The following is a 13,817-nucleotide window of genomic DNA, read 5'->3' as shown; positions in this document are numbered from 1 at the left end:
GACGATGTTCGCTCCTATAGAAGCCGCCCGGTCGGCGAGGGGCCGACCGAATAAGGGAGATATTGAATGAACCATGCCGACCTTTCGGACGCAGTTGCGACGATGCTCGGAACCAGCAAGGCCGACGGCAAAAAGGCGGTCGACGCCGTGTTCGCCGCGATCGCCGACGCCGCCGCAAAGGGCGAAGAAGTTTCGGTGAACGGCTTCGGCAAGTTCAAGGTCAAGGAAAGCGCAGCCCGCGAGGGCCGCAACCCTTCAACCGGTGAGACCATCCAGATCGCAGCCTCGAAAAAGCTCGGCTTCGGAGCGGCTAAGGCCGTCAAGGATCGCCTCAACGGCTAAGACCCGACGTCAGGCGCCGAAGGTCACATGGCCTTCGGCGTCGATCGGCCAAGCCGGATTCCACGCGATTTCCCAAGCATGATCGTCGGGATCCGCGACATAGCCCCGATAGCCGCCATGCGGCGGCGCGTCGCCTGGCCGCAGCACCCGGCCGCCTGCAGCTTCCAACGCCGCGATCACCGCATCGACCTCTTCCGCCGTCCCGACATTATGCGCGAGCGCGAAGGCCCCCGGGCCGCCGAACGAGGTCCGCGTCATGTCTTCGGCGAGCTTTGCTTCAAGCCATGTGCCGAGGATGAGGCCATTCATCTGATAGAAGGCGATTTCCTCGTTCGCGAACACCGGCGTCCAGCCGAAGCCTTCGCTATAGAAGCGGCGGGACCGGACGAGATCCGCGATCCCGAGCGTCACGACTGCAATCTGCTGCTGCATGCATCGGTCTCCGATATAGGCTCTTTAACAACGGCAAGGGAGCCAGCCTTGTTCCCGCGATCGCGAAGTCCCTATGAATCGCCGAAGCCAGACATCAGCTCGCGCCGAACAATGGATCGCGAACCAACTTGTTGGAAAGTCGAGGACCCGACAGCAAGTCGGGCAAAGTTGATCGAGATCAATATCATATCACACGTCATTCGGAACAATTCCTTATAGGCGCGCGTTCGTTTACTGCCTCGTCTCTCCCCCTGGGTTCCCGGGAGACGAGGTTCCCTCCCCAGATAATATTGCTGCCAACGAAGAGGTTGAAAGCGCCCCGCGTCGCGGCCAGAAGCGCCCGATGAACCAGCGCCTCCTCTTTATAGCTGCTACTCTCCTTTCGCTCAGCGCTTGCGCGGGGGCCGAGCAAGCTTCTCAGCCCTTGTCGCCCTCTGTCCTGCAAGACCGGCCGCTCACCATTGCGAGCTGGAACCTCGAATTTCTTGCCGAGCGGAACGGCGACGGGTGTCAGCCGCGAACCGACGCCGACTATGCCGCCATGCGACAAATTGCCGACGGCCTCGACGCAGACGTGATCGCGTTTCAGGAAGCGGAGAGTGTTGCGGCGGCAGAGCGTGTGTTTGATCCCGCCCGCTATGCCATCGTCATGGAAGAGCGCGCCGGCGCACCGAGCGGGACCTGCGGCGGCGAGCACAAGTCGCAGCGCGTCATTCGCCAGGCAGTCGGTTTCGCGATCCGCAAGACTATCGCGTTCGACCGCCACGCCGATGTGACCAGCCTGATGCTCGGCAATCCGCAGCTGCGCTCGGGGGTCGACATAACCCTTCGACCGGTGGGCGCGAGACCCCTTCGCCTGCTTTCGATTCACCTCAAGTCGGGCTGCTTTGCCGGAGACACAGCCAAGGCGTGCCCGATCCTCGCAGAGCAGGTTCCCGCGCTCGAGGCGTGGATCGATGCGGCTGCCGAAGCGCCCGTGCGCTTCGCCGTGCTCGGCGACTGGAACCGCAGGCTTGGCCTTGAAGGCGACCGCGTCTGGTCCGAGATCGACGACGGTACACCGGCGAACGCAGACCTCCGGCTCGCCGATGCCGGGACGCGGCCGAAGTGCGATCCGCGCTACGACAGCTTCATCGATCATATCCTGCTCGACCGGCGCGCCGGCGCGGACATGCTAAGCTTTGCCGAGACGCTCTACGGGAAAGACGTTAAACATTATTCCGACCATTGTCCTGTATCGGTGGCGCTGGCGCGATGACGGGAAGAACCACCATGGACGAGGAACTTGTCGAAGCGCTTGAATTTCTGCTCGGCCGCGATGACGACGGAGCCTTGTTCGATCGCGAAGCGCCGGAAGGCGGATATCGCTCGCAAGGTCTCGAAAACGCGCTGAGGACGGTCCGCCGCAAGCTTCGCGCCCGAACGGATTGACCTTGGCCGCAATGCCGCTGGCCCGGAGGGCCGAAAACCGCACTCTTGCCGGAGCCGCAGCCGGGGCGGCGTGCGCGCGGGAGCGGCGGGCCGGACGGGGCGGAGCCGCGGCCGGAGCCGCGCGCAGCGCGGCTTGCCCGCCGTGACAGCGCGCGCCCGCACCGGCAAGAAGCGAGGCAAGTGTGCAGGCGCGGCCGGACATCCGTGCGCCCCCTGGCCGAGCCTGCGAGGCCAGAGCGCGCTCGACAGATGCCGCGCTCAACCTCGGCCGAAGCAATCTCCGATCACAGCTCTGACGATGGACAAGCGGTGCATTGAGCGAGAATGATCTGCCAGCGGTCACCCTGCTGCTTCCAGAGACGAAGATAGGAGAAGGTCCCGAAGAAGGCCGTGCCGCCATAGGTTCCGGCGACATCGGTCGTCACGACGACGCTCGCCAGGTCACCATAGGGCCGAACGAGACGGTCGCCCCGAAAATCGAGTGAACTCAAGTCGAGCAGTCCCGAACGATGCGCCGCGATATCGTCGTCACGCGATCGCCTCACACCCTGTTGGTCGACGAAGATCATATCGTCCGCAAGCAGCTGCTCCAGCGCTTCGGCATCGCCGGCCAGCATCGCCGTACGAAGCGCTTCCTCGCATGCCGCTATCGCTTCGATCACCTGCATCCATTTCGCTCCCTCGGGCCGAACCGCCGTCCTATCGATCGACGAGCAGGACTGGCAAATATTGAAAGACGATTCCGAGCCCGCCGAACGTCAGCGCCAGCATCGCGGCACGCCGCCGCCACCGGGCAAAGGGATCGCCGGGAGCTTCACGCGAAACCGCTATGAACATCCACGCCACAGCGCCGAGAAGGACCAAGGTACAAAGCGATGCCGCGAGGCGCACGCCGGTGCCGCTGCCCCCGAACTCGGCAAGGAGGTAGAGAAGGAAGAAATGCACGGTCCACAGGATGAGACCGCCCATGATGATGAGCCAGCTCTTCATCCGCCAACGCCGACCAGTCGCGAAACGAGAGCACCCGTCGCTCCTTGGGCCGCGGTGTAGACGAGAAAGAGCATAGTGAGGTCGATGCTGTTGTTTCTCGGCTGCGCGACAAGCCCCCGCACACCGCGCGCGGCGCAGTAGAGCGCCATCAGCATTGCGATCGCCGCCGCACAGGCCTGGAGAGCCAGCAGCGCATAGGCGACGGCCCCCTGCCCGCTCGCGGTCGGATCGAGCCCGGTGCCGGACCAGCTTGCGTAATCCAGACCGAGCGCCGCACTTGATGCCGCTGCGGAGAACAGAAGCGCCATCACCGACCAGAATGGCGAGCGTCGAAGGACCGAGCGCGCTGCGAGCGCGAACCCGATCGCTGCAGCGTAGAGCATGAGCATCAATATCGCCCCGCCAAGGGGCGGCGGCGGCCGCCAGAAGCCAGGCTGGTTCGAGGACAGGAAGGCAAGGCTGAACAGCGCCATGAGAAAGATCATGCCCATCACGACCAGCAGGATGATCATGGCCCACCAGCCATGGCTCGAGGGCCCGGTCACATAGGTCGGGACGCGAATGTCGGCGCCAATGTCGACGCCCTCGATTTCGATTGGCCGATCGGTTTCCCAAAGCCATCGCAGCACCGAGATCACCGCCAGCACGCCGCTGACCCATGCAAACAGATAGGCCTGCACCGTCAGCGCGAGAAAAAAGCCCGCGGTAAAGATCGCGGCGGCGAACGGCCATGGCGACGGCCCCGGCATGATTTGAAGATATTGGGGCTCGGCGAGCAGCGGGCTGGTGACGATTGTCTCGCGAAGGCCCGTCGCCGAGCGCGGCAGGAAATAGCGCCCCTTCTCGACCTCGTCGGCGAGCGCCGGATCGTCCCACAAGGGCTCGCGGCTCGTCACGACCGGGATCGTGCGCGTCGAGTATAGCTCGCTTGGGAGCCATTCGAGCGTGCCGCCGCCATAGACATTCCCGGCATTGCCCTCACCCGGCGCGAGCCGGAAATTGCGTGCCAGGTCGACAAGAAACAGGAGCACACCGAGCCCGAGCATGAAGGCGCCGACCGTCGAAATGAGATTGGGAAGTTCGAGACCCTGCCCCGGCAAATAGGTGTAGACGCGCCGCGGCATGCCCTGCAGCCCCGCCAGATGCATCGGCAGGAAGGCGACATTCATGCCGGTGAACATGAGGCCGAACACCCATTTGGCGAGCCGCTCCGACAGCGCGCGCCGGCTCACCATCGGGATCCAGTAATAGAAGGCGGCAAACAGCGGAAAGACCATGCCGCCGATCAGGACATAATGGAGGTGCGCGACGATGAAGTAGCTGTCGTGCGCCTGCCAGTCGAAAGGCACCATTGCCACCATCACCCCGGTCAATCCCCCGGTGACGAAAATGACGATGCTCCCCATCACGAAGAGGCCCGGAGCATTGAACTTCGGCTTCCCGATCGCGAGCGTTGCGATCCACGAAAAGACCTGGATGCCCGCCGGCACGCTGACGGCCATCGAAGCGGCGGAGAAGAAGCCCGTTGTCATCGGCGGCATGCCGGTGGTGAACATATGATGCGCCCATACGCCGAAGCTGATGAAACCCGTCGCGATCATCGCGAGCACGATCAGCCGGTAGCCGACGAGCCTCTCGCCCGCGACGGTCGCGACGATCATGCTCATCATCCCGGCCGCGGGAAGGAAGATGATATAGACTTCCGGGTGTCCGAAGAACCAGAAGAGATGCTGCCAGAGCAGAGGATCTCCGCCGCGCGTCGCGTCAAAAAAAGGCCAGTTGAACGCGCGCTCGATCTCGAGAAGCAGCGTGCCGAGAATGATGCTCGGAAAGGCGATCACGATCATCACTGCGAAGACGAGCATCGCCCAGGCGAAGATCGGCATCTTGTCGAGGCGCATGCCCGGCGCGCGCGTCCGCAGCACGCCGACGATGATCTCGATCGCCCCCGCGATCGCGCTGATCTCGATGAAGCCGATACCGAGCAGCCAGAAATCGGTGTTAATCCCCGGCGAATAGGCTTTGGACGTCAGCGGCGGATACATGAACCAGCCGCCGTCGGGCGCGAGCCCGACGAAGATCGAGGCGAAAAAGCAAAGTCCGCCGACGGCGTAGGCCCAGAAGGCATAGGCGGAAAGCCGCGGGAACGGCAGATCGCGCGCCGCGAGCATCTGCGGGAGCAGCAGCACGCCCGCCGCCTCGACCGCGGGCACCGCGAAGAGGAACATCATCACCGTGCCGTGCATGGTGAAGACCTGATTGTAGGTGCCCTGCGGCAATATTTCGAGCATCGGCGCGGCGAGCTGCGCGCGCATGAGCAGCGCGAGCACCCCCGCCATCAGGAAGAACAGGAAAGCGGTTCCGAGATAATAGATGCCGATATAATTATTGTTGACCGCGAACAGATATTCCCAGCCCTTGGGCTTGCACCAGATCCGGCGGAGTTCTTCCTCCTCTTCCTTCGGCCGCTCGTCCCTGGTCGGAAAGCGCTCATAAAGCGCGGGATCGAAACCCGTTTCCGATCTCATTTGAGCGCGACCAGATAGGCGGTGAGCGCCTGCAGCTCCTCGCCGCTGAACTGGTGATAGGCGGGCATGCGGTTCGCGGGCTTGATCGCCTGGCTGTCGGCGACCCAACCCGCCATCGTCCCCGGATTATTGGGCAATATGCCCGCACCAAGCGTCTTGCGCGAGCCGACATGGGTCAGATCGGGACCGGCTAGTCCGCGCGCCGACGTGCCGCGGATCGTGTGACAGGCGGCGCAGCCGCTCGACAGAAAAAGCGCGAGCCCCTCGTCGCCGGCGCCGCCAGCGGGGCGGCGCGAAGCCTGCCACCGCGCAAAGTCCGCCGGGCTGTGCGCCACGACCACAAACCCCATCAGCGCGTGCGGGCCGCCGCAATATTCGGCGCATTGCCCCTTGTAGACACCCGGCGCATCGGCCTCGATCAGCAGGCGATTGGTGCGCCCCGGGATCATGTCCATCTTGCCCCCGAGCCGCGGCACCCAGAAACTGTGGATGACGTCAGCTGCTTCGAGTTCGAGCAGCACGGGCTGCCCTACCGGAATGTGGAGCTCGTTCGCATCGCGCAGCGTCTCGCGGCCCTGCCCATCCTGATAATGGACGCGCCACCACCACATCTCACCGATGATCTTGACGCGCATGGCGCCCTCGGGAACGCGGGCCGCCGAAAGCGAACTGGTGAGCAACAGGCCCCATACGAGCAGACCCGTGAGCACGACCGAGGGGAAGGCAAATCCCAGGATCCAGATCGCCTTCTCGCCGCCGAGCCGGGTCTTGAGCCGTGGCGATCCGCGCATCGCAACCCAGAGCGCGGCAAGCACGATCGCCAAGATGACGGTGCCCCCGACAAGCAGTACCCAAGCAAGGAGGGTCACAGGCTCCGAATAGGGTCCGGCAGGATCGAGGACGGCTGGCGGCCACCCTTCGGAAGGCAGCGCTGGCTCAGTCATCGAGGCTCAGCAGCCAGGCGGCGATGTCGTCGGCCTCGGCTCTCTTCATCGGTATCGCGGGCATCGCGGTCCCCGGCACCATTGCCGGCGCGTCGGTGACGAAGGCGGCAAGTTGGGGCGCGCGATTGGGGAGGCGGCCAGCGATCAGCGGGCGGGCGCCGAAGCCCGCGAGCGGTGGTCCCACCCGCCCTTTCGGCCACGCGATCCCGGGCATATCATGGCAGGCGCCGCAACCGAGGCGCGCCGCTGCGTCGCGGCCGCGCGCGACGGCGTCCGTGTCGGCGGGCGCCGTTTCGACCGGCGCGGGCGCGCAGGCACCAAGCAGCATCAAGACCGAAATCGCAGCGCCCCCTTTCATAGCCGTTCACCGTCCTCGTTTCACTTTGGGAACCACCTCGCGCAGCCATTGGTTCCCGATGCGTGCGCAAAGCCCCGTTTCTCCTCCTCTTGCTTCTGCCAGCATGCCATGCGCCGGCACCGCCCGATCGGTTTCGCGCGACCGGAGAGACGATCGCCATGAGCGGCAGCGACGCGGGCGCCGAGGCGGCATGCTTCACCTGTCACGGACTGAAAGGCGAAGGCGACGGGCGCGACACACCGCGCCTCGCCGGGCTCGATGCGGGCTATCTCCACCGCCAGCTCGACGATTATGCGAACGGTCGCCGCGAGCATCCGGCGATGCGCGCAATCGCCCGCAAGCTCAGCGACAACGACCGCTCGAAAGTGTCGGCATTCTACGCAGCGCGGCAGCCGGTAGCCTGGCTTGTCGAAGCCGCATCTCCGGCGGGCGCCCGCCTCTACGACGAGGGCGATCCCGCGCGCGGGCTCCCGTCCTGCGCCTCGTGCCACGGTATTATCGGCGGGGGCGATGCCGCCAACCCGCCGCTTGCCGGTCAGCCCCCCGCCTATATCGCCGGTCAACTTCGCGCCTGGCGCGAGGCAAAACGCTACAATGACCCGCTGGGCGAGATGCGCCGCGTCAGCCGCCTGCTCTCGCCCGCCGAGCTTGCGGCGGTGTCCCGTCATGCGGCGTCGTTTCCGCTCCGTCCTCCGGAAGCTCGGGCAGCATCCCCCGCAATACATCGTGCCGATCCCAGAAATGATGTTTCAGAGCCGCGCCGACGTGCAACGGGATCATCGCGACAAGAAGAATGATCAGCAGCGCGTGGATGCCTTCCGCCCAGTCGAGAATCCACCATTGGAATCCCTTATCCAGACTGTCGAAGGGCATGTGCGGCCAGGGAAGGATCCCCGCGACTTCGAGCGGCTCGCCGCCGACCACCGACCACATCGCCCAGCCGGAGAGCGGAAGACCGAAAAAGCAGACGTAGAAGAGGATGTGCGTGACATAAGCCGCGACCGTCTGCCAGCCGAGGCGGTCGGCATCGTTGACCGGTCCCGGCACGATCATCCGCCAGATCGCGCGGAGCACGGCCAGCACGAGCATCAGCAGGCCGAGTTCGGCATGAACCCGAAACGCCTCCAGCTTGTCGCCGCCCGCATCGATGCGGCTCATTCGCCAGCCCCAGCCGAGCTGGAACAGGATGAGCGCAGCCATCGTCCAATGGAATATCTGACCCACAGGCGAATAGCGTCCGTCAGCGGCATAACGCGCCGCCCACGCCTTGATCGCCTCGATCACCCTGCCACCCGCGGAGGCTCGCCGAGGAGGTGCCAGCCCGTCCACAGCGCCGCGCCGAGGTAGAGAAGTGCGGCGGGCGCCCACATGATGAGACCCGCGAGTTGCTGATCTTCGAGCGGTCCCAAGCCCCATGCCATCGTCGTCGCAAGATGGGGCGCGTAAAGCGGTGTCCCCGCGAAGGTGATGAGCGCCCCGAGCAGACCCATCTGCACCATCATCGCAAGCAGGAGGCCGATCACGAGCGGCGGCGACGATGATCGGAGCGAAGCCCAGAATCCGATCGCGGTCGCGAGCAACGAAAGCTGCATCAACCAGAAGGCGCCGTCGCTCGCCAAAGCGAGAGCATAGGGCGCCGGCGCATGCCAAACCCAGAAGGCGAGGATGTGCGCGGCCGCCCATAGCAATGCACCGCCGCGCGGCGGAAGCCGCGGCAGGCCGAAGGCAAACAGCGGAGCCGCGACTGCGGTCAGGATGATATGATGCGCGACGCGCACCGAGAAGAGCGCGGACGAAAGAGCGCACAGCGGCGACACGAACAGCAGGACGATCAGGGCGAACCCGGCCCAGAAAGGGCCGCGGGCCTGCTGCCGCATCGCGATCAGCGCCGCAGCGACCAGCGCCGCCAGCAGCCAGGGATCGAGATTCGAGCGCGTCACCCAGTCTCCCGGGATCGGCGCGGGACCGCAATAGGGTATCGAGGCAGGATCCATCGAATTGCCAACGTCGCGCCCTGCGCGCGGGTTCCGGGAAACCATTGGGCGGTCGGCGCATTATCCAGACGGGGGCCTGCATGGAGATCAATATGGCAACGGCCCCATCGCCCCGCATCGACCCGCCTTATCGCCGACACGCCCCTCATCCGCTGCACACCATCCTCCTCGCATTCCCGGTCGCCCTGTTCAGCAGCGCGCTCCTTTCCGACATCACCTATCTCAACAGCGCCGAGATGCAGTGGAGCAATTTCTCGGCCTGGTTGATCACGGGCGGGCTGATATTCGGGGCTCCGGTGCTTCTGTGGTCCGCCATAGCCCTCTTCCGTGGCCGGAAGCGGCCCACGCGGACGCCCGCTTTCGCCTATTTCCTCCTGATCCTCGTCATGTGGATCGCGGGCCTCGTCAACGCCTTCAAGCATAGCCAGGATGCCTGGAGTTCGGTCGGCACGACCGGCGTGACACTCTCGGTCCTATCCACGCTTGCAGCGATCGCCGCCGCCTGGCTTCTCCACGCCGTAAAGGAGCCGCGCGCATGAACCGCCAGACCTCCCTCGGCCTCGTCGCCGCCGCGGCGCTAACGGCTGCGCTCTCCGGCTGCGGCAAAGGCGATGAAAAGCTCGACCAGACGGGTGCCAGCCCGAACCTGCCGAAGATCGACGAGACGCTCGTCCCGCCGATGAAGATCGCCAAGCCTGCAGGCTGGAACGGCGAGCTTCCGACCGTTCCAGCAGGTTTCACGATCACGCCAGTCGCCACCGACCTCAAGATTCCGCGCCAGATCCTCATCCTCCCCAATGGCGACATTCTCGTCGCCGAAGGGTCGGGCGGCCATGCACCGAAGCTCCGCCCGAAGGACGTGATTGCGGGTTATATCAAGAGCCTTGGCAAATCCTCGGTTAAGGGCGGCGACCGCATCACCTTGCTTCGCGATACGAACGGCGACGGCAAACCCGAACTGCGCACGAGCTTCATCGAGGATCTCGACGCGCCCTATGGCCTCGCGCTGGTCGGGAACAACCTCTACGTCGCCAACCAGGGCGCGCTGCTGCGCTTCGCCTATACGCCGGGCGCGACGAATATCGCCGGCAAGGGCGAGGAAGTGACCAAGCTCCCGGCAGCAATCAATCATCACTGGACGAAATCGCTCGCCGCGAGCGCGGACGGGACAAAGCTTTATGTCGGCATCGGCTCGAACAGCAACATCGGCGAGCGGGGGATGAGCGTTGAGGAAGATCGCGCGGTCGTCTGGGAAGTCGATGCCGCCACCGGCGCGAGCCGCATCTTCGTCTCGGGCATCCGCAACCCGACCGCCCTCGCCTTCGAGCCATCGTCGGACATCCTCTGGGCAGTAGTGAACGAACGCGACGAGCTTGGCGCCGAGCTGGTGCCCGATTATCTCACCTCGGTGCGCGAGGGTGCATTCTATGGCTGGCCCTACAGCTATTGGGGACGCCATCCCGACCCGCGCGTCCATCCGCAAAAGCCCGAGCTCGTCAAAACGGCAGTCACTCCCGATTATGCGCTCGGTTCGCATGTGGCGCCGCTCGGGCTGAGCTTTGCGACCGAAGGGGGTCTCCCGGGATATGAGACGGGCGCATTCGTCGGAGAACATGGCAGCTGGAACCGCCAGACTCTCGCCGGCTACAAGGTCAGCTTCGTCCCCTTCGCGAACGGTCGTCCTGCCGGCAAGCCGAAGGATTTCGTGACCGGCTTCATCAAGGACGGCAGGGCGCGCGGACGCCCGGTCGGCGTCACCTGGGACCCGGCGCGCGGTGCCCTCTGGATCGCCGACGACCTTTCCAACACGGTGTGGCGCGTCACCGGCCCCCGCGCACTCGCGATGCGATCGCCGGTCTCGTCGGCGGCGGGTCAGAAATGATCAGTTGGCGCCGCCAGGCTTGAAGCGGATCACGCGCCAGACATAATAAGCGAAGAGGGCTGCCATGATCGCGGTGCTCACCGGGCCGACCCACGTCTCGACGCCCTCGAAGCGCTCGGCGAGCAGATAGCCCGCGATCGCGAGCGCCGCGGTCCAGACGCCTGCGCCGAGCGCCGACAGCAAAAGGAAGCGCGTCGGCGGCATCGCGAAGATGCCGGCCGGAATCGAAATGAGGGTACGAAGTCCGGGAATGAGATGGGCGAGCGGCACCGCCCATGTGCCGTGGCGGCAGAACCAGCGTTCGATGCGCGCGACATCGTCGCCGCTGAGCGTGATCCAGCGCCCGTGACGATCGGCCCAGCGGCGAAGCCGCTCGTCGCCGATCCTGCGCGCGATCATGTACCAGAAGAGCGCTCCCAGAAGGGTCCCGGCCAGCCCTGCGGCGATCACCAGCGGCAGGCTGTAGCGCCCATCGGCGGCGCCGAAGCCCGCGAGCGGCATGATGACCTCCGAGGGGATCGGCGGGAAGACATTTTCGAGAAACATGAGAAGGACAATGCCGGCATAGCCCATCGTCTCGACGAGGTCCGTTATCCAGTCGGTCATGCGGCGGCTCCCCCATCGCAATTCCCTCGGACGATCCGCACCGGCACCGATTTGGCGGCGGGCACATGGCTCTCCTCGGCATGATGATCGAGCGGCATCAGCAGATTGCATTCGGGATAATAGGCGCCGAGGCAGCCGCGCGGGATCCCATAGGGGGTCGCGATCAGACCATAGCGCCGGCGTCGCCTGCCATCACCGGCGTCGCTCTCGAGCGCGACGATCTCGCCTTCGGCGATCCCGGCCTCCGCCATGTCCTCGGCGTTGATGAACACTATGTCGCGCGTCCCCTTCACGCCGCGAAAACGGTCGTGATAGCCGTAGATGGTGGTATTGAACTGGTCGTTCGACCGCAGCGTCGTCAGCCGGTACCGGCCCGGGACATCGGCAAAGCCTGCCGCGGACAGCCCGGAAGGCGCGTGGAATTCGGCCTTGCCGCTCTTCGTTTCCCAGACGCGTTCGGCGGCCTTGTTGCCCTTCCAGAAGCCGCCGCGAGTGAAGAGCCGCTTCTCATAATCGCCGAAAATGTCGGGATAGGTCTCCGAGATCGCCGCGCGGATGCGGCTGTAGTCCGCCACCCACGCGTCCCAGTCCAGCCGGGGATTGGGGGGCAGGATGCGCTTCGCGATTCCCGCGACGATCGCGGGTTCTGACAGGAGATGCGGGCTTGCGGGCGGCACCTTGCCCCGCGACCCATGAATGCAGCTCGTCGAATCCTCGACCGAGACGGCCTGTGGTCCGCTCGCCTGCAGGTCGCGCTCGATCCGGCCGAGGCACGGCAGCAGGAAAGCCTGCCTGCCCGGGAAGAGATGGTTGCGGTTGAGCTTCGTCGCAATCTGGACCGAGAGGTCGAGGCTGGGCCAGGCAGCTTCCATCGCTTCGGTTTCGGGTACGGCCCGCAGGAAATTGCCTCCCAGCCCGACAAAGGCCCGCACCGACCCGTCGATGATCCCGCGGCAGGTACCGACCGTATCGAGCCCCTTCTTGCGCGGCGCGGTGAAGCCATATTGCGCCTCGAGCCGCTCGACAGGCACGAGTTCGGTTTTTTCGGTGATGCCGACGGTGCGCTGCCCCTGCACGTTCGAATGTCCGCGCACCGGCGTCGGGCCGGCGCCGGGCTTTCCGATGTTGCCGCGCAGCAGCAGGAGATTGACGACCATGCGGACATTCTCGACGCCCTTCACATGCTGCGTCAGTCCCATGCCGTAGATCGCCATGACCGCGCCCGCGCCTGCATAGACACGCGCCGCCGCCTCGAGGTCGGCGCGCGGCAGACCGGTTTCGGCCTCGATGTCGCCCCACTCGGCTGCCCGCACCGCATCGGCGAATTCATCGAAGCCGACCGTATGGCCGGCAAGAAATGCATGATCGAGCACTTCGGGCTTGCCGGCGGCGCGTGCCTCTTCGTCCCACAACAATAGATACTTCGCGATCCCGATCATCGCCGCAATATCGCTGCCCGCGCGCAGCTGGTGATATTGGGTCGAGATGGACGTTTCCGTGAGGGTCAGCATCTCGAGAGGATTCTGCGGATCGGTGAAGCGCTCGAGGCCGCGCTCGCGCAAGGGGTTGAAGGTCACGATCTCGACCCCGCGCTTTCGGCAGGCGCGCAAATTATGGAGCATGCGCGGCGCATTCGAGCCGACATTCTGACCGAAGAAGAAGATCGCGTCGGTCTTATCGAAATCCTCGATCCGCGTCGTGCCGACCGGCACGCCAAGCGCTGCCTTCAACCCGACCGACGTCGATTCATGGCACATGTTCGAGCTGTCGGGCAGATTCTGGTTCCCGTACATCCGCGCCATGAGGCCATACATATAGGATGCTTCGAGACTGGTCCGGCCCGAGGAATAAAAGGCGACCGCGGCAGGGTCGAGCGGGCGCAGCGCGGCGCCAATCGCGTCGAAGGCCTCGTCCCAGCTGCAGGCTACATATTTGTCGGTTGCCGCATCATAGCGAAGCGGGTGCGTGAGCCGCCCCTGCTGCTCGAGATCGTAATCCGTCCAGCCGCGCAGCTCCGACAGGCTGTGCTTCTCGAAAAAGTCCGGCGTCGTGCGGCGTCGCGTCAGTTCCCAGGCGGTGGCTTTCGCGCCTTCTTCGCAGAATTCGGCGGGATGATGATCGGCGGGCTTGGGCCAGGCGCAGCTCACGCACATGAAGCCTTGCGGCTTGTTCTGGCGCAGCAGCTCCCGGTACCCGCGTGCGTCGATCCGCTCGCGGGTCAGGATATCGGCGAGCGAGCGGACCGATCCCCAGCCACCCGCGGGCCCGCCGAAGCTGTAGATATGAGGCCGGTCGCCGCGTTGCCCCATC

14 protein-coding genes and 1 pseudogene are annotated in these 13,817 nt (G+C 65.1%); 5 read left to right on the top strand and 10 right to left on the bottom strand.

All coding sequences use genetic code 11. The annotated features are described in order from the left end of the window. The first annotated feature begins 66 nt into the window (after positions 1-66). Positions 67-342 carry an HU family DNA-binding protein gene (locus tag VGN62_RS01830; protein ID WP_054727852.1) on the top strand — a complete coding sequence of 92 codons (276 nt, stop codon included), beginning with the start codon at positions 67-69 and terminating at the stop codon, positions 340-342. Positions 343-351: 9 nt separating this feature from the next. Here the strand turns inward: VGN62_RS01830 and VGN62_RS01825 are convergent, their stop codons facing one another. Further along, complete coding sequence (locus tag VGN62_RS01825) at positions 352-774, bottom strand: VOC family protein (RefSeq protein WP_327450591.1); 423 nt, start codon at positions 772-774, stop codon at positions 352-354. A 424-nt stretch (positions 775-1,198) separates the two neighbouring features. On the opposite strand from VGN62_RS01825, the gene VGN62_RS01820 reads away from it, so the two are divergent. Further along, positions 1,199-2,032 carry an endonuclease/exonuclease/phosphatase family protein gene (locus VGN62_RS01820; protein ID WP_327450589.1) on the top strand — a complete coding sequence of 278 codons (834 nt, stop codon included), beginning with the start codon at positions 1,199-1,201 and terminating at the stop codon, positions 2,030-2,032. 457 nt (positions 2,033-2,489) lie between these two features. Here VGN62_RS01820 and VGN62_RS01815 read toward each other — a convergent pair whose 3' ends face one another. Genes VGN62_RS01815 through VGN62_RS01795 form a run of 5 tightly spaced genes read right to left on the bottom strand, consistent with a single transcriptional unit; the run spans position 2,490 to position 7,025 of the window. Then, a complete protein-coding gene (locus tag VGN62_RS01815) occupies positions 2,490-2,873 on the bottom strand; it encodes a nuclear transport factor 2 family protein (protein WP_294048367.1) in 384 nt (127 codons plus the stop codon). Between the two features lie 31 nt (positions 2,874-2,904). Beyond that, positions 2,905-3,195, bottom strand: coding sequence for a hypothetical protein (locus VGN62_RS01810; RefSeq protein ID WP_327450584.1), 291 nt, complete (start codon positions 3,193-3,195; stop codon positions 2,905-2,907). Beyond that, a complete protein-coding gene (locus VGN62_RS01805) occupies positions 3,192-5,723 on the bottom strand; it encodes a cbb3-type cytochrome c oxidase subunit I (protein WP_327450582.1) in 2,532 nt (843 codons plus the stop codon). The genes VGN62_RS01810 and VGN62_RS01805 overlap by 4 nt, the downstream gene beginning before the upstream one ends. Beyond that, positions 5,720-6,667, bottom strand: coding sequence for a cytochrome c oxidase subunit II (gene coxB / locus VGN62_RS01800; protein ID WP_327450580.1), 948 nt, complete (start codon positions 6,665-6,667; stop codon positions 5,720-5,722). The genes VGN62_RS01805 and coxB overlap by 4 nt, the downstream gene beginning before the upstream one ends. Continuing rightward, positions 6,660-7,025: a c-type cytochrome gene (locus VGN62_RS01795; RefSeq protein WP_327450578.1), complete on the bottom strand. Its 366-nt coding sequence runs from the start codon at positions 7,023-7,025 to the stop codon at positions 6,660-6,662. The genes coxB and VGN62_RS01795 overlap by 8 nt, the downstream gene beginning before the upstream one ends. A gap of 158 nt (positions 7,026-7,183) precedes the next feature. Between VGN62_RS01795 and VGN62_RS21340 the strand changes: the two are divergent. Then, a pseudogene (locus tag VGN62_RS21340) lies at positions 7,184-7,612 on the top strand (c-type cytochrome); the annotation flags it as partial. A gap of 34 nt (positions 7,613-7,646) precedes the next feature. Here VGN62_RS21340 and VGN62_RS01790 read toward each other — a convergent pair. Beyond that, a complete protein-coding gene (locus VGN62_RS01790) occupies positions 7,647-8,309 on the bottom strand; it encodes a cytochrome b (RefSeq protein ID WP_327450576.1) in 663 nt (220 codons plus the stop codon). Next, the gene (locus tag VGN62_RS01785) at positions 8,306-8,965 is read right to left on the bottom strand and encodes a cytochrome c oxidase assembly protein (protein ID WP_327450574.1); all 660 of its coding nucleotides are present in this window, start codon (positions 8,963-8,965) and stop codon (positions 8,306-8,308) included. Before VGN62_RS01785 ends, VGN62_RS01790 begins: the two co-directional genes overlap by 4 nt. A gap of 146 nt (positions 8,966-9,111) precedes the next feature. On the opposite strand from VGN62_RS01785, the gene VGN62_RS01780 reads away from it, so the two are divergent. Continuing rightward, entirely contained in the window at positions 9,112-9,558 is a 447-nt protein-coding gene (locus VGN62_RS01780; protein ID WP_327450572.1) for a DUF2231 domain-containing protein, read from the top strand. Beyond that, entirely contained in the window at positions 9,555-10,901 is a 1,347-nt protein-coding gene (locus tag VGN62_RS01775; protein WP_327450570.1) for a sorbosone dehydrogenase family protein, read from the top strand. The genes VGN62_RS01780 and VGN62_RS01775 overlap by 4 nt, the downstream gene beginning before the upstream one ends. Here VGN62_RS01775 and VGN62_RS01770 read toward each other — a convergent pair whose 3' ends face one another. Both VGN62_RS01770 and VGN62_RS01765 read right to left on the bottom strand, forming a co-directional pair. Next, positions 10,902-11,507 (bottom strand): DedA family protein, encoded by a 606-nt coding sequence (locus VGN62_RS01770; RefSeq protein WP_327450568.1) that lies wholly within the window; start codon positions 11,505-11,507, stop codon positions 10,902-10,904. Further along, on the bottom strand, positions 11,504-13,816 hold the full coding sequence (locus VGN62_RS01765) for an FdhF/YdeP family oxidoreductase (protein ID WP_327450566.1): 2,313 nt from the start codon (positions 13,814-13,816) through the stop codon (positions 11,504-11,506). Before VGN62_RS01765 ends, VGN62_RS01770 begins: the two co-directional genes overlap by 4 nt. Position 13,817: the final 1 nt, after the last annotated feature.

The sequence above is a fragment of the Sphingopyxis sp. genome (assembly GCF_035998905.1).
Taxonomy (GTDB): domain Bacteria; phylum Pseudomonadota; class Alphaproteobacteria; order Sphingomonadales; family Sphingomonadaceae; genus Sphingopyxis.
The sequence above is the reverse complement of the archived record's forward strand: the minus strand, read 5'-3'. Positions and strand labels throughout refer to the sequence as shown.